At 70.5% G+C, this 24,161-nt stretch carries 27 protein-coding genes and 2 tRNA genes; 17 read left to right on the plus strand and 12 right to left on the minus strand.

Annotated elements, in window-relative coordinates; genetic code table 11:
* Positions 1–86 precede the first annotated feature (86 nt).
* Together BMY19_RS02665 and BMY19_RS02670 are read left to right on the plus strand one after the other, a co-directional pair.
* Positions 87–162: transfer RNA gene (locus BMY19_RS02665), tRNA-Lys, on the plus strand.
* Between the two features lie 116 nt (positions 163–278).
* Entirely contained in the window at positions 279–566 is a 288-nt protein-coding gene (locus tag BMY19_RS02670; RefSeq protein ID WP_012322505.1) for a hypothetical protein, read from the plus strand.
* Positions 567–639: 73 nt separating this feature from the next.
* On the opposite strand, the gene BMY19_RS02675 is transcribed toward BMY19_RS02670, so the two are convergent.
* On the minus strand, positions 640–1,578 hold the full coding sequence (locus BMY19_RS02675; protein WP_244534814.1) for an alginate O-acetyltransferase AlgX-related protein: 939 nt from the start codon (positions 1,576–1,578) through the stop codon (positions 640–642).
* Between the two features lie 262 nt (positions 1,579–1,840).
* On the opposite strand from BMY19_RS02675, the gene BMY19_RS02680 reads away from it, so the two are divergent.
* Entirely contained in the window at positions 1,841–2,020 is a 180-nt protein-coding gene (locus BMY19_RS02680; RefSeq protein WP_020092863.1) for a hypothetical protein, read from the plus strand.
* A gap of 18 nt (positions 2,021–2,038) precedes the next feature.
* On the opposite strand, the gene BMY19_RS02685 is transcribed toward BMY19_RS02680, so the two are convergent.
* Positions 2,039–2,329: a PilZ domain-containing protein gene (locus BMY19_RS02685; protein WP_100250772.1), complete on the minus strand. Its 291-nt coding sequence runs from the start codon at positions 2,327–2,329 to the stop codon at positions 2,039–2,041.
* Positions 2,330–2,736: 407 nt separating this feature from the next.
* On the opposite strand from BMY19_RS02685, the gene BMY19_RS02690 reads away from it, so the two are divergent.
* Entirely contained in the window at positions 2,737–3,780 is a 1,044-nt protein-coding gene (locus tag BMY19_RS02690; RefSeq protein ID WP_100250773.1) for a hypothetical protein, read from the plus strand.
* A gap of 16 nt (positions 3,781–3,796) precedes the next feature.
* On the opposite strand, the gene BMY19_RS02695 is transcribed toward BMY19_RS02690, so the two are convergent.
* Both BMY19_RS02695 and BMY19_RS02700 read right to left on the minus strand, forming a co-directional pair.
* Positions 3,797–4,138: a hypothetical protein gene (locus BMY19_RS02695; protein ID WP_020092859.1), complete on the minus strand. Its 342-nt coding sequence runs from the start codon at positions 4,136–4,138 to the stop codon at positions 3,797–3,799.
* An 82-nt stretch (positions 4,139–4,220) separates the two neighbouring features.
* Positions 4,221–5,084: a formyltransferase family protein gene (locus BMY19_RS02700; RefSeq protein WP_091681999.1), complete on the minus strand. Its 864-nt coding sequence runs from the start codon at positions 5,082–5,084 to the stop codon at positions 4,221–4,223.
* A 200-nt stretch (positions 5,085–5,284) separates the two neighbouring features.
* On the opposite strand from BMY19_RS02700, the gene BMY19_RS02705 reads away from it, so the two are divergent.
* Positions 5,285–6,883 (plus strand): cryptochrome/photolyase family protein, encoded by a 1,599-nt coding sequence (locus BMY19_RS02705; protein ID WP_100250774.1) that lies wholly within the window; start codon positions 5,285–5,287, stop codon positions 6,881–6,883.
* On the opposite strand, the gene bcsS is transcribed toward BMY19_RS02705, so the two are convergent.
* Complete coding sequence (bcsS, locus tag BMY19_RS02710) at positions 6,850–7,575, minus strand: cellulose biosynthesis protein BcsS (RefSeq protein ID WP_091681995.1); 726 nt, start codon at positions 7,573–7,575, stop codon at positions 6,850–6,852. The genes BMY19_RS02705 and bcsS overlap by 34 nt on opposite strands.
* A 293-nt stretch (positions 7,576–7,868) precedes the next feature.
* On the opposite strand from bcsS, the gene BMY19_RS02715 reads away from it, so the two are divergent.
* Entirely contained in the window at positions 7,869–8,471 is a 603-nt protein-coding gene (locus tag BMY19_RS02715) for an exopolysaccharide biosynthesis protein (RefSeq protein ID WP_267965786.1), read from the plus strand.
* 9 nt (positions 8,472–8,480) lie between these two features.
* On the opposite strand, the gene BMY19_RS02720 is transcribed toward BMY19_RS02715, so the two are convergent.
* Positions 8,481–8,993 carry a transcriptional regulator LdtR gene (locus BMY19_RS02720; protein ID WP_056527383.1) on the minus strand — a complete coding sequence of 171 codons (513 nt, stop codon included), beginning with the start codon at positions 8,991–8,993 and terminating at the stop codon, positions 8,481–8,483.
* Positions 8,994–9,153: 160 nt separating this feature from the next.
* Positions 9,154–9,564 (minus strand): DUF6163 family protein, encoded by a 411-nt coding sequence (locus BMY19_RS31745; protein WP_042672025.1) that lies wholly within the window; start codon positions 9,562–9,564, stop codon positions 9,154–9,156.
* Positions 9,565–9,823: 259 nt separating this feature from the next.
* On the opposite strand from BMY19_RS31745, the gene hemB reads away from it, so the two are divergent.
* The 9 genes from hemB to BMY19_RS02770 all read left to right on the plus strand — a co-directional run bounded on the left by hemB (position 9,824) and on the right by BMY19_RS02770 (position 18,735).
* Positions 9,824–10,882 carry a porphobilinogen synthase gene (hemB, locus tag BMY19_RS02730; RefSeq protein ID WP_026604877.1) on the plus strand — a complete coding sequence of 353 codons (1,059 nt, stop codon included), beginning with the start codon at positions 9,824–9,826 and terminating at the stop codon, positions 10,880–10,882.
* Positions 10,879–11,247 carry a hypothetical protein gene (locus BMY19_RS02735; protein ID WP_091681993.1) on the plus strand — a complete coding sequence of 123 codons (369 nt, stop codon included), beginning with the start codon at positions 10,879–10,881 and terminating at the stop codon, positions 11,245–11,247. Before hemB ends, BMY19_RS02735 begins: the two co-directional genes overlap by 4 nt.
* Positions 11,248–11,345: 98 nt before the next feature.
* Positions 11,346–11,834 carry an RDD family protein gene (locus BMY19_RS02740; protein WP_042672022.1) on the plus strand — a complete coding sequence of 163 codons (489 nt, stop codon included), beginning with the start codon at positions 11,346–11,348 and terminating at the stop codon, positions 11,832–11,834.
* 124 nt (positions 11,835–11,958) lie between these two features.
* Positions 11,959–12,705, plus strand: a complete 747-nt coding sequence (locus tag BMY19_RS02745) for an arginyltransferase (protein ID WP_091925038.1) — start codon at positions 11,959–11,961, stop codon at positions 12,703–12,705.
* Positions 12,706–12,824: 119 nt separating this feature from the next.
* The gene (purB, locus tag BMY19_RS02750; protein WP_026604876.1) at positions 12,825–14,132 is read left to right on the plus strand and encodes an adenylosuccinate lyase; all 1,308 of its coding nucleotides are present in this window, start codon (positions 12,825–12,827) and stop codon (positions 14,130–14,132) included.
* Between the two features lie 79 nt (positions 14,133–14,211).
* The gene (locus BMY19_RS02755) at positions 14,212–15,069 is read left to right on the plus strand and encodes a D-amino-acid transaminase (protein WP_100250775.1); all 858 of its coding nucleotides are present in this window, start codon (positions 14,212–14,214) and stop codon (positions 15,067–15,069) included.
* A 112-nt stretch (positions 15,070–15,181) separates the two neighbouring features.
* A complete protein-coding gene (locus BMY19_RS02760) occupies positions 15,182–15,484 on the plus strand; it encodes a hypothetical protein (protein WP_020092845.1) in 303 nt (100 codons plus the stop codon).
* 157 nt (positions 15,485–15,641) lie between these two features.
* A complete protein-coding gene (locus tag BMY19_RS02765) occupies positions 15,642–16,934 on the plus strand; it encodes an adenylosuccinate synthase (RefSeq protein ID WP_091925032.1) in 1,293 nt (430 codons plus the stop codon).
* 280 nt (positions 16,935–17,214) lie between these two features.
* Positions 17,215–18,735: a histidine kinase gene (locus tag BMY19_RS02770; RefSeq protein ID WP_100250776.1), complete on the plus strand. Its 1,521-nt coding sequence runs from the start codon at positions 17,215–17,217 to the stop codon at positions 18,733–18,735.
* A gap of 75 nt (positions 18,736–18,810) precedes the next feature.
* Here BMY19_RS02770 and rpoH read toward each other — a convergent pair whose 3' ends face one another.
* Positions 18,811–19,704, minus strand: coding sequence for an RNA polymerase sigma factor RpoH (gene rpoH, locus BMY19_RS02775; RefSeq protein ID WP_042672026.1), 894 nt, complete (start codon positions 19,702–19,704; stop codon positions 18,811–18,813).
* 237 nt (positions 19,705–19,941) lie between these two features.
* The gene (locus BMY19_RS02780) at positions 19,942–20,946 is read right to left on the minus strand and encodes an RluA family pseudouridine synthase (RefSeq protein WP_170862891.1); all 1,005 of its coding nucleotides are present in this window, start codon (positions 20,944–20,946) and stop codon (positions 19,942–19,944) included.
* Positions 20,947–21,049: 103 nt separating this feature from the next.
* On the opposite strand from BMY19_RS02780, the gene BMY19_RS02785 reads away from it, so the two are divergent.
* Positions 21,050–21,125, plus strand: a tRNA-Glu gene (locus tag BMY19_RS02785).
* Here BMY19_RS02785 and BMY19_RS31190 read toward each other — a convergent pair.
* On the minus strand, positions 21,085–21,906 hold the full coding sequence (locus tag BMY19_RS31190) for a tyrosine-type recombinase/integrase (protein ID WP_348529850.1): 822 nt from the start codon (positions 21,904–21,906) through the stop codon (positions 21,085–21,087). The two genes, BMY19_RS02785 and BMY19_RS31190, sit on opposite strands and share 41 nt — an antisense overlap.
* On the opposite strand from BMY19_RS31190, the gene BMY19_RS31195 reads away from it, so the two are divergent.
* Positions 21,833–22,018: a hypothetical protein gene (locus BMY19_RS31195; protein WP_234082252.1), complete on the plus strand. Its 186-nt coding sequence runs from the start codon at positions 21,833–21,835 to the stop codon at positions 22,016–22,018. The genes BMY19_RS31190 and BMY19_RS31195 overlap by 74 nt on opposite strands.
* A gap of 229 nt (positions 22,019–22,247) precedes the next feature.
* On the opposite strand, the gene BMY19_RS02795 is transcribed toward BMY19_RS31195, so the two are convergent.
* Positions 22,248–22,508 (minus strand): helix-turn-helix transcriptional regulator, encoded by a 261-nt coding sequence (locus BMY19_RS02795; RefSeq protein ID WP_020092840.1) that lies wholly within the window; start codon positions 22,506–22,508, stop codon positions 22,248–22,250.
* 427 nt (positions 22,509–22,935) lie between these two features.
* Complete coding sequence (locus BMY19_RS02800; protein WP_100250777.1) at positions 22,936–24,096, minus strand: FAD-dependent monooxygenase; 1,161 nt, start codon at positions 24,094–24,096, stop codon at positions 22,936–22,938.
* Positions 24,097–24,161 lie beyond the last annotated feature (65 nt).

Raw genomic sequence — 24,161 nt, forward strand, 5'->3', positions numbered from 1 at the left:
TCCACCTCCGTCGTGTTGACCCCCCGGTCCCGCTCACCTATTGCGGACGCGCCGTCCCCGACGGGCCGCCGCGCGGCCCGGGACGCGAGCGCGTAGCTCAGCTGGTAGAGCAACGGACTTTTAATCTGTAGGTCCTGGGTTCGAGTCCCAGCGCGCTCACCAGATCATCGATCCTCACTTTTGACATCCGGCGCGGTCGGCGCCCTGCCCACATGAAAATCGGAACCCCTGGTTGCGCTTTGGGTTGGGGTCCCAACGCAACTGCGAAGGAGTCACCGATGCGCAAGCTCGCTCTCATCTCCGCCGTCACCCTGTCCCTCGGCGCGCTCGGCGCCACCGGCGCCCAGGCGCAGGGTTATGGCTACGGCTACGGCGGCCACCACGGCTACGGCTACGGCCGCGGCTACGATCGCGGCTACGGCCACCGGCGCGATTTCGGCTACCGCCGTCACCGCGGCTTGTCGACCGGGGCCGCCATCGGTCTCGGTATCGCGGGCGCGGCCGCCGGCGCCGCCGCGGCGGGCGCCTTCGACCGGGGCCCGGGCTATTACGGCCGCGGTTACTGAGCCGCCGCGCACCTGAGGGAGCAGAGCCCCGCCGCCACCGCGGCGGGGCTCTCGCTTTTAGAAGCGGCCGGGTTCAGCGCAGCCAGCGCCGGATCCGCTCCCGGAGCGTCGGGCGGACGGCCCGCCGCGCGCGCGCCGCCGCGAAGCGATCGATGCGGATCCGGTCGTTCGGAACCTGCCGCAGGAACCGCTCGGCGATCTCGAAGACGACGATGTCGGGCCGGACGTCCTCGACGTAGGCCCAGTCGATGTTCGCCGACCAGATCGCGTGCACCTCGGCGAAGGTCTCGGCCAGCATCGCCGTGAGCCGGGCGCCCGGGCTGTAGATGTAGGAATCGCCGAACAGCACCACGCGGCGCGGATCCGGCGCCTCCGGGTTCCTCAGGACGACGCGGGATCCGACGAACAATCCGCGCGGCCGCACCGCCCGGCCGGATTCCCGCACAGCCACCAGGGCGTTCGCGTCGATCCGTGCCGCGCGGCGCGCGAAATCGTAGGCGACGTACGCCTCGTCGACCGGCGGGACGAGCTTCTCGCCGAGGTCGAAGGTGAAGCGCTCGGTCGCGCCGGTCCCCGCGAAGACGTGCGCCGCCACCGGCGCGTCCAGGGCCTCGCAGAGCGCGCGGTACGCCGTCAGGTAGCCGCGGTAGGTCCAGTGGGTGTCCGTCCGCAGGTAGACGGGCTCCTCGACTCGCGCCGCCAGGAGCGGTGTCTGCAGGTCGACCATCGGGGCCCCGCTGTCCCCGGCGACCAGCCGGGCGAGCCGAACGCCGGGCGGATCGTCGAGCCCCGGGAAGGGGCGGCCGAGCAGGTCCGGATAGATCGCGAGCTTGTCGGGGACGACGGTGTGCACGTGCCGGATCCCGAGGTCGTCGAGGCGCCGTGCGCGCCGCCCGATGAGCCGCGTCCAGCGCTTCAGGATCCGCCGCGAGGTCGCGGTGTCGCCGTAGAAGGCTTCGACCTCGCGGGCGCGTCCGACCCAGTACAGCCAGTCATCGTGTCCGACGGCCACGCCGTTGCCGCTCGTCTTCAAAGCTTCCGGCCTCCCGCCGCCCGCCACAATCCCGTCGATGACGCTGGGCTCCCGCCTCGACGGATCCGCGCGGGATTGCAACCCCTTCGTCCCCGGGAGAGGCGGGAGCGCGCCGGCGGCTTTCCCGGCGCGCTGCCGCTTTCGCCCGCGTATCCGCGCCGCGGTGAAACTTTATGGCCGCGCCGCGGGTACTCCCGTCAGGCGCATCACACGGCGCGGCGTTGCGAAGAAGGGTCGACCCATGTCCGCGCTTGTCACGTTCGTCGGCTGCGGCCTGGTCCTGTCCGGGTTCGCGGCCGAGAAGTTCGCCGAGCGTCGCTGGCTCGCGGCGAGCCGGCCCGCACCCCTCGACACCCTCGCGGTCCTGGCGCTGGCGCTGCCGGCCGTCGGGCTCACGCTGATGGCGACGCTCGCGGTCTGAGCCCGCAGGGTCGACCTCTTACACGGCCTCGCCGCAGAACAGGACGCCGACCGTCCGCTCCTTCCGCCAGACGATCTGGACCGCGTAGCGCATCTCGGCGCTCGCCAGCACGAGGTCGAACACGTCCTCCAGCAGCACCGCCTGCGAACCCAGGAACTCCAGCATCGCGCCGCGATCGGAGATGTTCATGACCTGGCAGGGATAGCGGGCGCCGTCCCGTTGCTGGGCGAAGGCCAGCAGGGCGGTGGGTCTCCGCTCGGTCGCCCGGCGTTCCGCGACGGCGGCAGGGGTGCTGGCGTTGCGGGACACGGCCGAAGTTCCTGCCCTGGTCGGCCGGTATGGCGCGATATCAGTAAAAATGCGCCGGATTCGCTAACATGTTATTGATGATCGACATCCGAGCGTCAGAATAGCAAGTCGCGCCCTGTCTATCGGACCGGTCTCCGGTAATCACCGCCGGTCTCGTCTCGGCGGCCCTTCGCCGGCCTTGATGAACCGGCCGATCAGGAGGCCGAGCGGGATCGACACCAGGAACCAATTGCGCAGGAATCGCAGGGCGGTCATCGGCTCGCTCCCATGGCGCGGCGGGTGCCGCATCCGCGGGCGCCCGTGGCCGGCGTCGCCGATGCGATGCTGTAACCTATCTGGTCCCGCGGGCGGGTTCTGCCAGTGCGATCCTGGGCGAGGCCGCGCCGAGAGGATATCCGGAGACGATCATGCGCATCCGCCCCGGCACCGCCCTGATGGCGTGCTTCGCGATCGGCGTTCCGACGGTCGCGGCCGCCGAGGCGCCCGGACAGCCGCCGCGCGCCGCGCCGGCGACGGATCCGGCGTCCGCACCGCAGCCGTGGCCGCCGAATTTCTCCCGCAGCGTGCAGGGGACCGGGGTGATGGGCCTCGATGGCGGCCACGTCTTCCTCTGGAACCGGCCGCAAGGCTTCGATCCGGTCTCGACGCTGCGGGTCGACCGGCACGTGCCGGAGGGGTCGGGCGAGGCCACCCACACCTACAAGGCGCTCTGGGCGCTCGGATCCACCGGCCCGCACAACGCTGGCTACGAGTGGACGATCACGGGCGAGCTGCACAACCGCGCCCTCGCGAGCGCCGGCGCGCAGAACGTCGCGGTCAACGGCACGATCTTCAAGGAGCCCAACGGGCTGGGGCCAGTCGGGCCCTCCTGGGCCGGCAATTTCAACTGTGTCGACATGACCGACGAGGCCGATCCGGTCGCCTCCTGCATCGGCGCCGAGATCGACGTCTCGGCGCAGTCGCCGACCACCGACCGCAACCGCCAGCGGGTCGGACTGCAGATCTCCACCGGCGGCGTTCCGGGCGCCCATACCGGCTACGGGATCCTGATGGGCAACCTCACCGGCTCCATCACCGACCGGGCGATCTCGTTCCAGGGGGAGGGGACCTACGGCATCGGCATCGACGCCGCCGCCGCGCGCTTCACCGGCGTCCCGATGCTGCTCGCGGCCGGGCAGGCGATCGGGCTCGACGGCAACCGCGAGGGCGGCTTCTCCCGCAGCCTCGGCTTTGACGGGCGCGATCTGGTCTACGGCACGGCGGCCGGGCCGGTCATGCGCGTGAGCGACAACGGGCAGATCGAGGCCGCTTCCCTCCGCGAGAGCCTGCCGCGGCCGCCCGCGAGCAGCCGCGCGCCCTGCACCCCCGGCGACCACGCCTGGGACGAGGCCTACGAGTACCGCTGCGTCGCGCCCGACCGCTGGAAGCGCGCGGTGCTCAGCGACTGGTGAGCGCCGCCGCCGGCCGTCAGCGGTCCAGGATGCGCACCACCGCGCGGGTGTCGGGATCGACGACCACGATCTTGTCGCCCGGCGCCACGAAGTAGCCGAAGCGGCGCAGGCGCGGGTTCGGGGCCTCCGTGAAGGGCGCGAGCCGCACGTCGGGCGGCACGATGCTGCCGGGCCGCAGCGGGATCGATCCGACGATCGGGCCCGGACCCACCGGCCGGCGCACGATGTAGTCGCGCACCACCACGTCGTCGTCGGGGCCGAACTCGTCGGGCGTGACGATTACCGCCTGCGCGAGGGCGGAGCCGGTGAAGAGCGCGGCGAATCCGAGGGCTGCGGCGAGGCTGGCGCGGGTCGACATGGCGGACTCCCGTGGGGCCCCGGCGGAGTGCCCGGGCCGCCGGAAACATCGGGGTCGGCGTTCGGGTTCCCGGACGGGCCGGTCAGCGGCCGATCTGCCCGGCCTCCGCGAGGGGAACCGGCGACCAGCGGGTCAGCTGGACGTACCCGTCGAGGGCCGCCACCACGACGTGGCGGCGGTGGCGGTGCACCACCGCTCCGGGCGTGTGCGCGTGGCGCTCCTGCCACCCCTGCGCCTCCGCCACGTAGACCCGGGCATCGCCGAGCCGCGCGATCGTCTCGACCGTGCCGAAGGCCCGCACCCGGCGCAGGACCGTCTCGACGTCCTGCCGGAAGTCGAGTGTCCGGTCGGCGTCGGTCGCGCGCGGCCAGTAGGAGCCGTCCCCCTGCGGCTCGGAGCGCCGCCAGCGGTTGGGCAGGTCGCGGCCGAGGGGGCCCGCGGCGAGGCGGCGCGCCGCCATCTGGCACTTGGCGAGCAGCGTCTCGTGGCTCTCGCGGGGGCTCAGGGCGAAGATCTCCTGCGCCAGGATATCGCCGGTGTCGAACCCGTCGGCGAGCACGTGCGCGGTGACGCCCCAGGTCTCGTAGCGGTCGAGGACGGCCCGGAACAGCGGGTAGGGGCCGCGGCCCGTCGGGAGCGGGGAGGGATGGAAGTTGAGGCCGTAGGCGGCGCGGCCCTTCCAGCCCTTGATGAGCCAGGGATAGCCCGCGACCACGAGTGCCCAGTCGCGCCCGTGCTCGGCCTGGAGCGCCTCGATGTCCCGCTCGCGGATCCGCGAGAGCTGGATCGGCAGCCGCAAGGACCGGGCGCGGGCGACGACGACCTCGTTGTGGTCGTAGACCCCGTCGCAGGGGCGCGTGAACAGCTTCACCGGCGTCCAGCCGGCGTCCAGCAGACCCTCGAAGACCCCGCCGAGGAAGTCGATGCCGGCGAACGCGAACTTCATGTTTGCCGCCTGCGACCTTGTGCACGTGGAGGGCGCGGGTCCGCCGCCTGCCCGGCCGCGTCCCCGGGCCTACCTTGATTGGGCCGGCGGCGGTGGCAAGGGGGAACGGCGTGGTTCGGGTGATCTTCGACGGCGGGACCGGAGGGTTTGGCCGCGCCGCGGATGGCGGCCGCTCCGCCCCGCACGGGAAGGTCTGAGGCATGGCCGGGAAACGCCGCGCCGCGCCGTCCGGAACTCTGCGCTTCGTCCTCGGCGATCAGCTGACCCGCCGGGTGTCGAGCCTCGTCGACCTCGACGCCGAGCGCGACGTCGTCCTGATCGTCGAGGTTCGCGACGAGGCGACGTATGTCCGCCACCACAAGCAGAAGATCGCCTTCCTGTTCGCCGCCATGCGCCACTTCGCGGCCGAGCTGGAGGCGGAGGGCATCACGGTCGCGTACGTGCGCCTGACCGACGCGGGCAACACCGGCAGCTTCACCGGCGAGCTGGAGCGCGCCGTGGCGCGCCACCGGCCGGAGCGGGTCGTGGTGACCGAGCCGGGCGAGTGGCGCGTCTGGGAGATGATGCAGGACTGGCGCGAGACCCTGGCGATCCCGGTCGAGATCCGCGGCGACAACCGCTTCCTGTGCCCGCGGGAGGATTTCGGCCGCTGGGCGGAGGGCCGGCATCACCTGCGGATGGAGACCTTCTACCGGGGCATGCGGCGCCGGACCGGCCTCCTGATGGACGACGGCGAGCCCGCGGGCGGCCGCTGGAACTACGACCCCGAGAACCGCAAGCGCCTGCCCAGGGGGCATCGTCCGCCGGACCGGATCGGCTTCCAGCCCGATTCCGTCACGCGCGCGGTCATCGCCCTCGTGGAGGCCGAGTTCGGCGACCATTTCGGCGATCTCACCGGCTTCTCCTGGCCGGTGACCCGGGCCGACGCCCTCGCGGCGCTCCGGCACTTCCTGGCCGACGCCCTGCCGACCTTCGGCGACTATCAGGACGCGATGAAGACCGGCGCGCCGTTCCTGTACCACGCGCTCCTGTCGCCCGCCCTCAACGCCGGGCTGCTCACCGCCGAGGAGGTGTGCTGGGCCGCCGAGCGCGCCTACCGCGACGGCGCGGCGCCGCTCCACTGCGTCGAGGGCTTCATCCGGCAGATCCTCGGCTGGCGGGAATACGTGCGCGGCCTCTACTGGGCCCGGATGCCCGCCTACCGCGACAGCAACGCCCTCGGCGCGGGCCGCGACCTGCCGTGGTTCTACTGGTCCGGCGAGACGGCGCTGAACTGCGTCGCGCAGGTCGTCGCCGAGACGCGCGCCCACGCCTACGCCCACCACATCCAGCGCCTGATGGTGACCGGCAACTTCGCCCTCATCGCCGGCCTCGACCCGGCTCAGGTTGAGGAATGGTACCTGATCGTGTTCGCGGACGCCTACGAGTGGGTCGAGCTGCCCAACGTCCACGGCATGGTGCTGTGGGCCGACGGCGGCGTCATGGGCTCCAAGCCCTACGCGGCTTCGGGTGCCTATATCGACCGGATGTCCGATTACTGCGCGTCCTGCGCGTACGACGTGAAGGTCAAGGCCGGGCCGGAGGCGTGCCCGTTCAACTATCTCTACTGGAACTTCCTCATCGAGAACGAGGACCGGCTGGCGGGCAATCAGCGGATGGCCATGCCGTACCGGACGCTCCGCGGGCTGGGCGACAGGCGGCGCGCCGAGATCCGCCGCGACGCGGCCGCGTTCCTCGACGCCCTCGAGGCCCGGCCGGGCGCCGATCAGAGGGGCGACCAGACGGACAGGCTCAGGTAGGGGCAGGCGCGGCCCCGGCCGCTCTCGGACTGGAGGCCCGCCGACGCGCGGAAGCTGTACCGGCCGAGGGCGAAGTCGGTCCCGTGCAGCCCGACGCTCCACTTCGCGTAGCCGGTCCTGTCCGTGTAGAGGGCGGCCTCGGGACCCAGATAGGTCTCCCAGAGCCGGTAGCCCCAGGCGAGGCGCGCCCACAGGCTGTCGCGGGCCGACCCCGCGACGGCACTCGCCTGGAGCAGCGTCGCCTCGCTCGGGCGCGCCCAGACCTCGCCGTGGAGCCGGAGCCCGAAGCGCGTCGGCAGGGCGTCGAAGAGGGGCCCCGCGATCAGCATCTCCCGCGCGATTTCGGGCCCGGCAAAGGCCGCGACCGCGCCCCAGTCGAAGACCCACTGGTACCCGGCCAGGGCGGCGGCGGCGACCGTGTAGCGCGTGCGGGGGCCGTCCGGACCGGACTCCGCGCGCCGCCCGCCACCGACGCTCGCCAGTGCGGTGAAACCGTCCTGCGCGAGGGAGGTGAGGCCGGCCTTCGCCCCGACGGTCAGGAAGGTGTCGCCGCCGGCGTCGAGGCTGCCGAACAGCAGCGTGTCGATCTCGCTGCCGCCGGCGGGGTGCGAGACGGCCGCCTGTCCCGCGAGCAGAACCGCGAGAACGGGCGCGCGTCCAGCGATCTTCGGGCGAGGGCGCTGGTTCGGCACAGTCGAGCCTCCGACATCTGCCGAATAAGGTAAAAGAAAATTAACCGCGTTTCATCGCGATCCGCTCGCGATCCCCCGGAATTGTCGGATTCGCGCGCCGATCTTCGTGTCGCAGGGACGAGGTTGCTTCGGAAAGGTGCGTCGGTGCGCGCGCTGTGCTTGCCGGGACTTCGCGGGCCGTCCGCCGCGCGTCCGCCCGCGGGACGCCATCGCGCTGTCGCGAATCTGCCGTGCTTGGCGTGCCAGATGTTCTCGGCTAGAGCCCCCGCGGGAAAGCGAAGGTTGGCAGATCCTTGACCTCCGGTGCACGAACGTCGGACGTCCTCACCGTGCTGGCGAGCCAGGAGGGCGAGCGCCTCACCGTGGGCGACATCGTCGCGGTCCTGCGGGACCGTGCCTTCGCGCTGCTCGTGGTCCTGCTCGGGCTGCCGAACTGCCTGCCCATGCCGCCGCCGATCCCGCTGATCTGCGGCCTGCTCCTGCTCCTCGTGGCGATCCAGATCGCCGCCGGGATGTCGGCGCCGTGGCTGCCGCGGATGCTCCTCGGCCGCTCGATCGCCCTGACGGATGTCCGGCGCGCCGTCACCCGCGCGGTGCCGATCCTGCGCCGCCTGGAGCGCTGGTCGCGCCCCCGCGTCAGCGTGTTCGAGACCGCGCTCGGCATGCGCGGCATGGGGATCGTCCTGCTCGCCCTGGCGCTGGCGCTGATCGTGGCCGCGCCCATCGTCGGGCAGATCCCGCTGGGTCTCGCCGTCTGCCTGGTCGGGCTCGGTCTCGTCGAGCGCGACGGTCTGGTCGTGCTGGGCGGTCTCGTGATCGGGATGTTCGGCGTCGCCATCAACGCCGGCTTCGCCTACGCGGTGATCGCCGGGATCATCGGCCTGCTGAACCTCTGAGGGCGCGCCTCAGAGGCGGTAACGGATCTGATCGGTCCAGAAGCGCTCCAGGCGGGTGAGGGCCTGGTTCAGGCGAATGAAATCCTCCTCCGAGATCCCGCCGATCGGCGTGATCGTCCGGGCATGCTTGTCGTAGAGCCCCTGGATGATCTCGTGGACCTGGCGGCCCTTGTCGGTCAGGCTGATCCGGACGGAGCGCCGGTCGGTCTTCGAGCGGGCGTGGTGGAGATAGCCGGCCTCGACAAGCTTCTTCACGTTGTACGAGACGTTGGAGCCCAGGTAGTAGCCCTTGGTCCGCAGCTCGCTCGCGGTCAGCTCCTTGTCGCCGATGTTGTACAGGAGCAGCGCCTGGACGCTGTTGACGTCCTCGCGCCCGCGGCGCTCGAACTCGTCCTTGATCACGTCGAGCAGCCGGCGATGCAGCCGCTCCACGAGGTGCAGCGCCTCGAGGTAGGAGCCCTTGGTGGAGGCGGCTTCCTCGGGGGCCTCGATCTGCGCGACTCGGGCGTTCTGGGTCTTCATCTCTGCCTCGCCATCCGATGATCCGGCACCCGTTGGATGCGGCGCCGTTGATGATGGCTAAGCTAGGGCTCGGGAATGAAAGGCGATTTAAGCGACAGGATGAATTCGCGATTTACTCTTCGCGGTAAAGACAAACTGAATGAAGACAAGAACGGTTCGTTCACCGTGCTTCCTGCGCGGCCAGCCAGGACAGCAGGAAGTACAACGTCACGACACAGCCTCCGAATACGAGCAGCGGCACCGATAACGGCAAGAGTTGCGGTGTCAGGACAGCGAGCGTCATCGCCGACGTGACGGCGAGCAGCCAGATCACGCCGCCCCAGGCGCTCGTCAGCCACAATCCGATCGCCGCCGCGGCGTCGATCACCGCGAAGTAGACGATCGCGGATTGGCGGCCGAACGGCTCGGCCTCGAAGGGGCGCACGCCCGGCAGGACGTCGAGGATGGTCGCCCAGGCGAAGACGCTCTTCAGCAGCCAGACGAGGGCCGTGAGCCGCATGAACCAGATCAGCACTGTGTCCCACGTGCCGGACGCGGGGCCCTGGGCCCGCTCGATGCGGTCGCTCGGGATGCCGCCCGGCCGCGGCGTCCTGCGCCGGATCGGAAAGTAGCTGGGCACTATCGAGCGCTCGCGGATGATGGGGGCCGGTTCATGGCGAAGGGCCTGGATCCTGATCGATCGGTCGGGGGTCGCCGGGTTGAAGCGGTTCCGCCGTCCGGCGTCAACGGTCGGGTTTCGTTGCGCCGGCCCGGTGTGGTAGTCGATCGCCTCCGGCGCACGGGCGCCGCGCGATCCGCGGCGTGGTCCGCGCGAACGGTAGCGAAGCCGCATGTCAGACACCCTGCCAGAGCCGCGCCCTCTCGCCGTGGAGGCCGCCCGCGAGGGCGCCCGCGTGGAGGGTCTGAAGATCACCCAGCGCCCGCGCCGGAACCGGAAGGCCGACTGGTCGCGCCGCCTCGTCCGCGAGCACACCCTGACGGTCGACGACCTGATCTGGCCGATGTTCGTGATCGACGGCGAGGGCCGCCGCGAGCCGGTCGCCTCGATGCCGGGCGTCGAGCGCCTCTCGGTGGACGAGATCGTCCGCGACGCGGAGCGCGCCGCGAAGCTCGGCATCCCGGCGGTGTCGTTCTTCCCCTACACGGAGGTGTCGCTGCGCGACCCGACCGGCTCGGAGGCGCTGAACGCCAACAACCTCGTCTGCCGGGCGGTCCGCGCCGTGAAGCGGGCCGTGCCCGAGATCGGGATCATGACCGACGTGGCGCTCGATCCCTACACGAGCCACGGCCACGACGGCCTGATGCGGGACGGCGCGATCCTCAACGACGAGACGGTCGCGGTCCTCGTCGAGCAGAGCCTGATCCAGGCCGAGGCCGGGACCGACATCATCGCGCCCTCCGACATGATGGACGGGCGCGTCGGCGCGATCCGCGCGGGCCTCGACAAGGCCGGCTTCCTCGACGTGCAGATCATGGCCTACGCGGCGAAATACGCCAGCGCCTTCTACGGGCCGTTCCGGGACGCGATCGGCACCAAGGCAGCGCTGGTCGGCGACAAGCGCACCTACCAGATGGATCCCGGCAACTCGGCCGAGGCCCTGCGCGAGGTCCGGCTCGACCTCGACGAGGGCGCGGATTCGGTGATGGTGAAGCCGGGCCTGCCCTATCTCGACATCATCCGCCGGGTGCGGGACGAGTTCCAGGTGCCGACCTTCGCCTACCAGGTGTCGGGCGAGTACGCGATGATCGAGGCGGCCGCCCGCAACGGCTGGCTCGACGGCGACCGCGCGATGGTCGAGGCGCTCCTCGCCTTCAAGCGGGCCGGCGCCGACGGCGTCCTCACCTATCACGCGCCGCGGGTCGCGGAGCGCCTGCGCAACCATCCGTGAAGCGCGGGCACCGCTGGCTCCTCGGGGCCGCGGTCGTGGTCGGCTTCCTCGCGGGGCTCGTCGCCTGCCAGGACACCCTGCGCCGGGATCGCGTCGCCACCTGCCGCCGGGCGCTCCCGGCGGTCGCGCCGCAGGACGGGATCCGGCTCCTGCGCGCGGCGCCGGGGCCGGCGGCGAACTCGGTTCGCGTCGACTACGCCGACGGGAACCGGCAGCACTGGCTGACCTGCCGCTTCGATGCCGGCACGACCCTGGTCGCCCTCGCCACCGAGGCGAGCACCCTGTCGGGCCCGTCCCTCTACATGCTCAAGCGCTTCTACCTCGACACGCCCGACGCCGCGGCCGGAGACCCGGCCGGGCGCTGAGGCGCGCCCACGCCCGCGTCTCCTCACGGATCCCCTTGCGGCATCCGGCGCGCGCACCCACCTTCACGTCCGCAGCCTCGCTTGCAGGACGCGACACCATGCAGAACCCACAACCCGGATACGCGCAGCGCTTCGAAGCGCCCGGCTACGCCACCGCGTTGCCGATCCCGTTCGTGCGGGCGAGCCTGGGTGGCCGGACGGTCGCCTATCTCCTCGACATCCTGTTCATCTTCGGCTTCACGGCCCTGCTGACCCTCGCGATCACCGTGATCGGGGTGGTCACCTTCGGCCTCGGCTGGACGCTGTTCGCGGTCCTTCCGGCGAGCGGCATCATCTACAGCGCGATCACGGTGGGCGGGCCGAAGCAGAGCACGATCGGCCAGCGGATGATGGGCCTGCGGACCGTCGCGCCCGAGAGCGGCGCGCGGGTCGACGTCATCACGGCCGCGGTCCACGCGCTGCTGTTCTACGTGGCGATCTCGACCTTCCTGCTCTGGTGCGTCGACATCGCGTTCGGGCTCATGCGCTCCGACCGCCGCCTCGGGCACGACCTGCTCCTCGGCCTCGCCGTCGTCCACGCGCGCTGAGCCGCGATTCCCCTGATGAAAATCTGACGGTGCGACCGGCCGGGCCATTGAGCCCCGGCCGGTCGCCTGTACACTGTCACGCCGGCGCCGCGAGGTTGAACCCGGCGCAGGGTCTGTGAGAAGCGTGACCAGCCACCCGCGCGACACACCGCAATTCTACCTCACCGCCCCCTCGCCGTGCCCCTATCTGCCGGGGCAGGAGGAGCGGAAGGTCTTCACCCACTTGGTCGGACGGCGCGCCCGCGACCTGAACGAGATCCTGACCCAGGGCGGCTTCCGCCGCTCCCAGACCATCGCGTACCGGCCGGCCTGCGAGACCTGCCGGGCCTGCGTCTCGGTCCGCGTGGTGGTCGACGAGTTCGAGCCGAGCGCCAGCCAGCGGCGCATCCTGGCCCGCAGCGCCGACTGGGTCGGCACGCCGGAGCCGAACCGGCCCGCCTCCGAGCAGTACGCCCTGTTCCGCCGCTACCTCGACGCCCGGCACGGCGACGGCGGCATGGTCGACATGACCGTGCTCGACTACGCCATGATGGTCGAGGACAGCCACGTCGACACGCACCTCGTGTCGTATCGCCGGCACGGGCCGGACACGGCGATCACCGGCCGCGGCTCCGGACCGCCGCTCGCGTTCTGCCTGACCGACGTCCTCTCGGACGGCCTGTCGATGGTCTACTCGTTCTACGATCCCGCGGAGGCCGCGCGCTCGCCCGGGACCTTCATGATCCTCGACCACATCCGCCGGGCTCGCGGGCTCGGGCTGCCGTATCTCTATCTCGGCTACTGGGTCGAGGGCTCGCGCAAGATGGACTACAAGTCCCGCTTCCGGCCGCAGGAACGGCTGATGGGCCAGGGCTGGGTGCGGATCGACTGAGCCCGGTGCGGCGCGCGTTTCACGTCGGTTGCCGTCCCGGCATGCCCGATGCGCATTGAGCGGCCGGCCCGGCGCATGCTACCGGCCACGCACGCAATCCGGACCGTGCCGAGGCCCCCATGATCCCCCGCTATAGCCGCCCCGCGATGACGGCGATCTGGTCGCCCGAGAGCCGCTTCCGGATCTGGTTCGAGATCGAGGCCCACGCCACCACGGCGCTCGCCGAGATCGGTGTCGTGCCGAAGGCGGCGGCCGAGACGATCTGGACCAAGGGCAAGGACGCGGTCTTCGACGTCGCCCGCATCGACGCGATCGAGGCGGTGACGAAGCACGACGTCATCGCCTTCCTGACCCACCTCGCCGAGATCGTCGGTCCCGAGGCGCGCTTCGTCCACCAGGGCATGACCTCCTCGGACGTGCTCGACACCTGCCTCAACGTGCAATTGGTGCGGGCGGCCGATATCCTGATCGCCGACGTCGACTCGCTGCTCTCCGCCCTGAAGACCCGGGCCCTGGAGCACAAGCTCACCCCGACCATCGGCCGGTCGCACGGCATCCACGCCGAGCCGGTCACCTTCGGCCTGAAGCTCGCCCAGGCCTACGCCGAGTTCGAGCGCAACCGCCGCCGCCTCGTCGCGGCCCGCGAGGAGGTCGCCACCTGCGCGATCTCGGGCGCGGTCGGCACGTTCGCCAACATCGACCCGCGGGTGGAGCAGTACGTCGCCGAGAAGATGGGCCTGACCGCCGAGCCGGTCTCGACCCAGGTGATCCCGCGCGACCGGCACGCGATGTTCTTCGCCACCCTCGGCGTCGTCGCCTCGTCGCTGGAGCGGCTGGCGATCGAGATCCGGCACCTCCAGCGTACCGAGGTCCTCGAGGCGGAGGAGTTCTTCTCCGAGGGGCAGAAGGGCTCCTCGGCGATGCCGCATAAGCGCAACCCGGTCCTCACCGAGAACATCACGGGCCTCGCCCGGATGGTGCGGGGCTACGTCACCCCCGCCCTGGAGAACGTCGCCCTCTGGCACGAGCGCGACATCTCCCACTCGTCGGTGGAGCGGATGATTGGCCCCGACGCCACCGTCACCCTCGACTTCGCCCTGGCGCGGATGACCGGGGTGATGGAGAAGCTGCTGGTCTACCCGGCCAACATGCAGAAGAACCTCGACCGGCTCGGCGGCCTGATCCACTCGCAGCGCGTGCTGCTGGCGCTGACCCAGGCCGGGGTCTCCCGCGAGGATTCCTACCGGCTGGTCCAGCGCAACGCGATGCCTGTCTGGCGCGGCGAGGGCGATTTCCTGGCGCTGCTCAAGGCGGACCCGGAGGTCGCCGCGGCGCTCCCGGCCGAGCAGATCGAGGCGTGCTTCGATCTCGGCTACCACTTCAAGCACGTGGACACGATCTTCGGGCGGGTCTTCGGCGACCGCTGAGACTCCGCACGATTCCTGCTTCGACCCGCGCTCGCGGGCCCGCGTTTCCGGGCCCGCGCCGAACACAGGACAGCTCCCCGTGACCGCTCCCCGCATCGTCTACCTCAACGGCCAGTTCCTCCCCTACGAGGAGGCGCGCGTGCCGATCATGGACCGCGGCTTCCTGTTCGCCGACGGCATCTACGAGGTCTCGGCGATCATCGACGGCAAGCTCGTCGACAACACCGCGCACCTCGCGCGCCTCGACCGCTCGCTCGGCGAGATCGGCATCCGCAACCCGCACGACGCGGCGGGCTGGGAGCGCCTGCAGACCGAGCTCGTCGCCCGCAACGGCGTCAGCGAGGGGCTCGTCTACATGCAGGTGACCCGCGGGGTGGCCGAGCGCGACTTCGCCTTCCCGAAGGCCGGCACCGAGCCCACCGTGGTGATGTTCACGCAGGCCAAGACCGTGCTCGCCAACCCGCTCGCCGAGAGCGGCGCCCGGGTGATCACCGTCGAGGACCTGCGCTGGAAGCGGCGGGACATCAAGTCGGTGGCCCTGCTGGCGCAGGTGCTCGCCAAGCAGCAGGCGGCCGAGGCCGGCGTCGCCGAGGCCTGGATGGTCGAGGACGGCGCGGTCACCGAGGGCTCCTCCTCGACCGCGTTCATCATCGGCCGCGACCGCGTGCTCGTGACCCGGCCGCTCTCCACGGCGCTCCTGCCGGGCATCACCCGGGCCTCGGTGTTGCGCCTCGCGCAGGAGGCCGACCTGCGCATCGAGGAGCGGCTGATCCCGGTGGACGAGGTCTACGCGGCCCAGGAGGCCTTCTACACCAGCGCCTCCGCCTTCGTGATGCCGGTCGTCGAGATCGACGGGCGGTCAATCGGCGAGGGGCGGCCGGGCGCGCTGACCCGGCGCCTGCGCGAGCTCTACATCGAGGCCGCCCGCCAGGGTTGAGGCCGCCGGATCCGGTCCACAGGACGGGACGTCGGACCCGATCGCGGACAGGAACGGATCCCGTCTCCGACTGTTCCTCCCCGAATTCGTGTCTCGAACCGGGGAGGCCCTCGTGCCGAACAAGACCCTGCTCGCCGCCCTCGCGACGACCTTGGCGGCGACCGTCGCGGCAGTACCCGCCGGCGCCCAGACGACCAGTCCGGCCCCGGCGCCGCCCGAGCGCGTTCGCCCGAACGCGGACGCGCCGCCGCAGGACCAGTCGCTCAGCGACAAGCTCCAGAAGAACGACGGCGTGATCAAGCCGCCGGATTCCGGCACGACCGGCACTGTGGTGAAGCCCGATCAGTCCGGCTCCATGCCGGTGATCAAGCCGCACGAACTGCCCGGTCGCGACCCCGGTACCGAGGCCAAGTAAGCCGGTCGTGACCGGCTCCGGCCGACCGCCATGCGGTCCGAACATGCGGCCCCTTGCTTGATTTCGTTGCCCGGATCGCGGAAACGGCTCACGACGTACGTTGCCTGCACCCGTGGGCGGCGCCGTCCCGGTTTCCGTCGCGGGTAAGCAGGCAGGCATGGCCAACGTCGTCGTTGTGGGCGCCCAGTGGGGCGACGAGGGCAAGGGCAAGATCGTCGACTGGCTCTCCGAGCAGGCCGACATCGTGGTCCGTTTCCAGGGCGGCCATAACGCCGGCCACACGCTCGTCATCGACGGCGTGACCTACAAGCTGGCGCTGCTGCCGTCGGGCGTCGTCCGCGGCGGCAAGCTCTCGGTCATCGGCAACGGTGTCGTGGTCGATCCCTGGCACCTGATCGACGAGATCGAGCGGATCAAGGCGCAGGGCGTGGACGTCTCGCCGTCCTCCCTGCGGATCGCCGACAACGCGACGCTGATCCTGCCGCTCCACCGCGAGCTGGATCATTTCCGTGAGACGGCCAATGCCGGCCTGAAGATCGGCACGACCAAGCGCGGCATCGGGCCGGCCTATGAGGACAAGGTCGGCCGCCGCGCGATCCGGGTCGTCGACCTCGCCGACCCCGACGCGCTGCCGGCCAAGATCGAGCGCGTGCTGACCCACCACAACGCCCTGCGGCGCGGTCTCGGGATCGACGAGGTGAATGCCGAGGCGCTGCTGACCGAGCTGAAGGCGATCGCGCCGAAGATCCTGCCCTTCGCCGACACCGTGTGGTCGCTGCTCGACGAGGAGCGCCGGGCCGGCAAGCGCATCCTGTTCGAGGGCGCCCAGGGCGCGCTGCTCGACGTCGACCACGGCACCTACCCGTTCGTGACCTCCTCCAACATCGTGGCCGCCCAGGCGGCCACGGGCTCGGGCCTCGGCCCGGGGGCGATCGGCTACGTTCTGGGTATCGCCAAGGCGTACACGACCCGGGTCGGCGAGGGACCGTTCCCGACCGAGCTGTTCGACGAGATCGGCGAGACCATCGGCAGCCGCGGGCGCGAGTTCGGCGTCAATACCGGCCGCAAGCGCCGCTGCGGATGGTTCGACGCCGTGCTGGTGCGCCAGACGGTCCGGACCTCCGGCATCCACGGCATCGCGCTGACCAAGCTCGACATCCTCGACGGCTTCGAAGAGATCCGCGTCTGCACCGGCTACATGCTGGACGGCCAGCCGATCGACCATCTGCCGGCGAGCCAGGCCGCCCAGGCCCGGATCGAGCCGGTCTACGAGGTGATCCCGGGCTGGTCGGAGACGACAGCGGGGGCCCGGTCCTGGGCGGATCTGCCCGCGCAGGCGATCAAGTACGTGCGCCGGATCGAGGAGCTGATCGGGGCGCCGGTGGCGCTGCTGTCGACCTCGCCCGAGCGCGACGACACGATCCTCATGCACAACCCGTTCGAGGATTGACCCTTCGCGCGCTATCCCGTTGACGACGCGTGTTTTCGGCGGCCCTGCCTGTATCCAGTCCGCGCGGGCTTGATCTAGAACGGGCTGGCGGCCGGGCGGTCCGTATCGCGATCCGCCCGCCGTCTCGAAGGCAACCGGCGCGCGGGCCCTGATCCCGCGCGGCGGGATACGACAAACCGGCCGACGGCCGCGACCGGACCTGTCGGGCGGGCGCGGACCTCGGTCCCCGGCCTCCGACCGGCGTTGCCGGACGGCGGCCGAAGGGGCGGACCAGAGTATCATGGCCGATTACTACCCGCTTCTGGCCCGCGCGCTCGACGCGCTGCCGGACCGAACGCCCGCCCTGCGCAAGGCGGTCTACGACCGCGCGCGCAACGCCCTCATCAGCCAGCTGCGCTCCCTCGATCCGCCGCTGTCGGAGGCCGACATCGATCTCGAGCGCCGGGCGCTCGACGCCGCGATCGAGCGGCTCGAGGTCGATCACGGCGGCCTCCCGGCCCCCGCCAACGATGCCGCGCAGGCGCCCGTCACGCCCGCTCCGGCCCCGGCCACGGTTTCGGCGCCGGCACCAGCACCGGCCGTCCCCGCACCCGCCGCGCCAGAACCCGCCGTCCCCGAGCCGATCGTCCCCGCGGCGACGGAGCCGGAGATCCCGGAGCCTTCCCCGCCGGAGCCGGGATCCGGTCCCGCGCTGGCGCCCATCCTCCCGTCGGCGAAGCCGCCGTTCGCGGTGGCGGCCCGCGACGGGGATCGGGAGGCCGAGGACGGGCCGCGCGAGGCACCGATCCCGATCGCGCCGCCGCGTCCGGGCACGCCGCAGACGGCCGCGCCCGACACGGCCCCGCCGGTCGCCGAGACGTCCGGCGCCGAGACGTCCGGCGCCGAGGTGCCCGCCGTCGAGGACCCTGACGCCGAGGCGGCCGAGGGCGCGGGCGGGCGTCAGCGTCCGCGGATCGAGGTGGTCCCCCCGCGCACCGGTCGGTCGCGCGTGCTGCGCAACGTCTTCGTGGGCGGTGTCCTGGCTGTGGTGATCGGCCTGATCGCCGTCGCGGCCTTCCTGCTGCGCGACCGGCCGCAGAACCTGCCGTCGAGCGGCACGGAGACCGCGGACACGCAGCAGCCGGAAGGCGAGACGAAGTTCGGCGACCGGGTCGGCGGCGACGCCGCCCCGGCCCCCAAGGCCCCGACGCGCGTCGAGAACGGCGCGCCGGCACGGGCCGCGGCCACGCCCGCGCCGGCCGACGCGGGCGTCGCGGTCGCGCAGAGGGCGGAACTCGTCGAGGAGGCGACGGGGGCCGAGGGCGGTCAGCCGACCGTGACGCCGGGGCGGGTGACGTGGCGGCTCGAGACCGTCAACGGGGATCAGGGGCAGCCGGTCCAGAACGCCGTCGTCGCCACCGTGACCATCCCGGATGCCGGCCTGACGCTGGTGATGACCATCCAGCGCAATCTCGACGCGACCCTGCCGGCCTCCCACACGGTGAGCTTGGACTTCAGCCAGAGCGGCAGCAACGCCGCGTCCAGAACCGTCCAAGATGTCGGGTTGCTCCAGGCCAAGGACGAGCAGAGCGCCCGCGGCTCGCCGGTCTCGGGCCTGCCGGTTCGGGTCCGCGACAACCTGTTCCTGATCGGCCTGTCGTCGCTGCAGAACGACGTCGAGCGCAACACCGACCTGCTCCTCCACCGCAACTGGTTCGATATCGCGCTGCGCTACACGTCCGGCCGCCGGGCGGTGCTGACCTTCGAGAAGGGCGCCGCCGGCGCCCAGGTGATGCAGAACGCCTTCGACGCCTGGCAGTGATTGGTCGACGGCGCCCGCCGTCCGAGCCCTGACCCGAACCGGCGCGCCCGGCGCGTCGCGCGCCGGGCGCGCGGCTCAGCGGGCCTCGATGCCGGTCCGGGGCAGCTCGCGGCTCGCGATGTTGCGCTTGACCGCTTCCTGCACCTTCTCGAAGGCGCGGACCTCGATCTGCCGGACGCGTTCGCGAGACACGCCGAACTCGCCGGAGAGGTCCTCCAGGGTGATCGGGTCCTCGGCGAGGCGCCGGGCCTCGAAGATGCGGCGCTCGCGCGGATTGAGCACACCGAGGGCGTCCTTGAGCGCGGAGAGGCGGTTCTGACCCTCCTGCTCCCGCGCCAGCACGGTCTCCTGGCTCGGGCTGTTGTCCACGAGCCAGTCCTGCCACTCGCCCTCGCCCTCCTCGCGCAGGGGCGCGTTGAGCGACGTGTCGCCGGACAGGCGCCGGTTCATGTCGATCACGTCCTGCTCGGGCACGCCGAGACGGGTGGCGATCTGCTTCACCTGATCGGGCTTGAGGTCACCCTCGTCGAGGGCCGAGATCTTGCCCTTCGCCTTGCGTAGGTTGAAGAACAGCTTCTTCTGGTTCGCGGTCGTGCCCATTTTCACGAGCGACCACGAGCGCAGGATGTATTCCTGGATCGCCGCCTTGATCCACCACATCGCGTAGGTGGCCAGACGGAAGCCCTTGTCGGGATCGAAGCGCTTGACCGCCTGCATGAGGCCGACATTGCCCTCCGACACGACTTCGCCGATCGGCAGGCCGTAGCCGCGGTAGCCCATGGCGATCTTGGCGACCAGGCGCAGGTGCGACGTCACGAGGCGGTGCGCGGCCTCGCGGTCGCCGGCGTCGCGCCAGGCCTTCGCCAGCGTGAACTCTTCCGACGGCTCCAGCATCGGGAACTTGCGAATCTCGTCGAGGTAGCGCGAGAGGCCACCTTCGTTGGCGAGCACGGGCAGCGTACCGGCCATGGCATTCTCCTGGACCTTATGTCCCCCTGTCGGGCGGACGCGACGGACAACAGTGCCGTCCACTAGGGCCGCTCTTGAGCCGACCCTGCCGGCCCCCCATCTCGTACGGGACGCCGGGGAGCCGGTCGCGGTCGATGACACCCACGTCGTCAACAACGCGCCACCGGCGATTTTGGTCGTACCATGTCACGATGTGACGCGGTACGGCGTGATCTTTCGCACGCCGCGACGCGGCGGTTACGGGCGCGGCGGCCCGTCCTCTTCCGCCCTCAGGGCCTGCACCAGCGCGGCCATATCGGGCGGTAGCGGGCTCTCGAACCGCAGCGTCGCGCCGGTCCGCGGGTGGCTGAAGCCGAGCAGTTCCGCGTGGAGTGCCTGGCGCCCGAGCGCCGCGAGGGCGGCGCGGGCCTCCGGCGTCAGGCGGGCCGCCTTGGTCCGGAAGGCGCCGCCGTAGACCGTGTCCCCGAGCAGGGGGTGTCCGCGATGGGCGAGATGCACGCGGATCTGGTGGGTGCGGCCCGTCTCCAGGCGGCAGCGCACGAGGGCGGCCTCGCGATACGCCTCGGCCACCGCGTAGTGGGTCACGGCGTGGCGCCCGCTCGCGTCCGAGACGACGGCGATCTTCTCCCGGTGGAAGCGCGACCGCGCGAGGCTTGCCTGGATCGTCCCGGCCCGCGGCTGGGGCAGGCCCCAGACGACGGCGGCGTAGGCGCGTTCCAGCGGTCCGGACCGGCCGTGATCGGCGAACTGGGCAGTGAGGCCCTGGTGGGCCACGTCGTTCTTGGCGACGACGATCAGGCCGCTCGTGTCCTTGTCGAGGCGGTGGACGATGCCGGGCCGGCGGACGCCGCCGATGCCGGACAGGCTGGCTCCGCAATGGGCGATCAGGGCGTTGACCAGCGTGCCGCTCTCGTGGCCCGGGGCGGGATGGACCACGAGGCCGGCGGGCTTGTCGATGACGATCAGGTCGTCGTCCTCGTGGACGATCGGCAGATCCGCGGCCTCGGCCACCGGCTCCGCCGGGGCTGCCGGGGGCACCGTGAGCACGATGCGCGCGCCCGCGGCGACCTTGGCGGCCGGGTCGAGCGCCGGGAGACCGTCCCGCTGAACCTGGCCGGTGCGGATCAGATCCTGCAGCCGGGCCCGGGACAGATCCGGGAACAGCGCGACCAGCGCCCGGTCGAGCCGCACGCCTCCCTCGGCCACGATCCCGGCCCGCTCGTCCTGCACGTTGTCCACCACGACCGCTATTCGCCCCCGATCTGACCCGCCGCGGCGGATTTCCTGACGAAGGCACTTGCTCCCCCGCCGAGGGGTGGCTATAGCAGCCCCGCGCCGCCGGAAAGCTCCCATCGTCTAGCGGTCTAGGACGTCGCCCTCTCACGGCGAAAACAGGGGTTCGATTCCCCTTGGGAGCGCCACCGGCGCATTTTTCTTCATCTTTGCCAGTGGTTTACCGGAAGTGGGACCCTTACCCGCCTCCGCGGTGGGACCACGCCGCCCCGCGGCGAACCGTTTCCAGGCGCTGTCAGCGAGCCCAGCACGCTGCGCCTCCCGCGTGTAGCGCTCCACTTCCTCCAGCGTCTGATGGCCCGTGACGGCCATGATCTCGTGCGGCGTGCACCCGCGCTCGGCGAGTCGCGCCGCGGTCGCTTTCCGCAGGCCGTGCGCCGAGCAGTGCGGCAGCCCGGCCTGGTCGCACCACTCCCGGAAGCGGTTGCCGAACCCCGCCACGGAGAATGGCTTGCCGTAGTCCGTGACCAGAAAGGTCAAGTGCGAGGAGGGCAGGGCGGCGATCGCCTCTGCCAGATCCGGGAAAACCGGCACGTCGACCGAGATGGGCTTGCGGTGCTCGTTCTTCGCTTGGACGTAGCGCAGGCGGCCGTCGCGGATGTTCTGCGGGCCGAGGCGCGTCGCATCCTCGCGCCGGCAGGCCGTGTAGAGCAGCAGCGCGAACGCCAGCGGCGGCTTCGAGCCGAGCGGGTGTCGGCGCTCGAACAGGTCGACCTCGTCCAGCGTCCAGGTGTGGTGTCCCTTGGTGACGTACTGGGCGCGCTTCACATCTCGTGTCGGATCCGCGTCGACGATGTCCTCCTCCATGGCCCATTGGAACATGGCCCGGAGCGCCTTGAGCATCGTGTTGGCGGCAGCCGGCGTCTCGGCCTTCTCGTCGCGCAGGCGCCGCACATGGCGCGGCTGCATCAGCGCGACCGATGCCGTGCCCTTGTCGCTGGCGGCGATCTCGTTCAGTGCGCGCTTCTGCCAGCCCTGTGTCGAGGCATCGAGCTTCTTGAAGGTCGGGCTTGCGATGTAGCGCTGCGACACGTCGATGAACGAGCCAGCGGCCGGGCGGCCGCCCTTCGCCGGCGTGACCTCAGAAGCCCGGTCGCGAGCTGCCTCGTAGGCCTTCTGGAACTCGGCGGAGCCGGGCTTGCCATGGAGGCGCACCTTCTTCTCAGGCCGTCTGCGGAAGTAGTACCGGACGTTGCCGTGTCGATCGGTGTCGGCGACGACGAACGGCAGATCGATGCTGACCACGGAGTTCAGTCCCACGGGTTGTGGCCTGCATCATCGCCGCCGAGAGCGTCCCACGCCAAGTCGAGACGCCGGAGGTCCCAGACCACGCACCCGTCGATCCGTTTCGGCTTCGGCATTCGGCCGTCCCGGACCATCTCGTCGAATTTCGAGGGGCTGACGCCGACGTAGCGGGCCGATTCTTCGCGGCGCAGGCCGCGCCGGGGGCTGATCTCGAACCGAGCCGCCGGTAGAGGTGTCGCGTCATCCTGGCGGCCGCGTAGGCTCATCGCTTCGCATCCATCGCCACCGTCTATTCTGGGTTTGGCTGGCTGAGCCGAACAGGACCGGCAGCACGTCCTCAATGACAGTGTGCAGTTCGGTCAGCCGGCGGCAGGAAGCATCGCTCGCCTCGCCGCGGATCGTCTGCGCCCGCTTGCTACGGCCCGGCACCGGCTGATCCTTCGGGCCGAAGGCGTCGCCGGACACGAAGGCTTGAAACACCATATCGGTGGCGACGACGCCGATCCGGTCTTGGGTCTCGTCCGACAGACCGCGCCAGGGTGATCCGCCCCCAGTGAAGTGGTCTGCCCTGAAGTATGACCTTCGGGCCAGTTTGCTGGGTTAGGGGCAGCCGGTTTCGACCTCTAGCGGACGGCCCGCATGCGACCCAACTCGGCCAGTGGGACTGCCGTCGGAGCTTCTCCAAAGCGGCCGTCAAACGCCGATGTTACCGATGGCCAGCTTACGATCTCGCTCTGCCATTTCGCCATCGTCGCCGGGAAATAGCATCTGTATGCTGTCGATCGCGGCCCGTTCTTGTACTTGCTCAACGAACGGCCGTAGCCCTTCCTCATAAGCGTGAAATGCGGCGGCATGGTTGTCCGGATGCCGCGCCAGGGCGTCGGCCAGCCTTCCCGCGCCGATGATGGCCGTCGAGCCACCGAGGCCTGCGAACGGGGACACGCAATAGCCTGCGTCGCCGACAAGAACGATGCGCCCGTGAGACCACGTCGGCATCCTGATCTGGCTGATACGATCAAAATAGAAGTCGTTGTCCTCGCCCATACGAGCGAGCATATCCGGTACCTTCCACTTCAGACCGGAAAAATTTTCCCTGATCAGGCGACGTTGCTGATCCTTGTTCCGGTAGTCGTATTCGATCTCGCCGGCTGTGCGAAACCCGAAGCCAATATCTGTACGATCGTCATAGCCGTTCAGCATCGCCATCCGCCCAGGAATGGCAAAAAGCTCCGAGCTGTTCGGTTCGAGCAGTCCGGTGTCTGGCACGACTTTGAGGTAGAAATATCCGCCCATGAAATGGGTGAACTGCTCACCGTCGCCAAACGCCAGTCTGCGCGTATTGGAGCGATTTCCATCGCAACCACATATCAGTGCGAATTCGTGCTGACTTCCGTCGCTGAACGTAGCCGACACCGTCTCCGGACGCTCTTCAATCGCCACGATCGAACGGTTGAACCGCAGTTCCACATCGCCCTCGATCGCGCCGTACAGAACATCCAACAGGTCGTCGCGGTGGATCTCGTAGCGCGGCCCCCCCTCATCGTCTGGGTGGTGGGCCATATCGCCCAGCGTTGCGTTTTCCGCATCCTTGAAGGCGAAGCGTCGAGGGGGAAGCGTTCGAGCGCTAACAGCGTCCATCAAGCCCATGCGTGTCAGGATTGCGATTGTCTCGCCCTCGATGTCGACGGGCGTCCCGCCGCGCCGCAGACCCGGTGCGACCTCAACTACCGTGACGCGGTATCCAAGCTGGTTCAGCCAGAATGCTGTGGTCAAGCCGGCGAAGCTCGCGCCGCTGACGAGTGCGGCTTGCGTTTCGGTGGAGGACGCACCGGATATCACGGTTGACGTTGGCATGACGTCACCTCAGAATGATCTCGATATGAAACTATACTGAGTATATATAGACGTGCAGGATCAGG

Origin of the sequence: Methylobacterium sp. UNC300MFChir4.1, from assembly GCF_900110155.1 — a bacterium.
Lineage (GTDB): Bacteria > Pseudomonadota > Alphaproteobacteria > Rhizobiales > Beijerinckiaceae > Methylobacterium.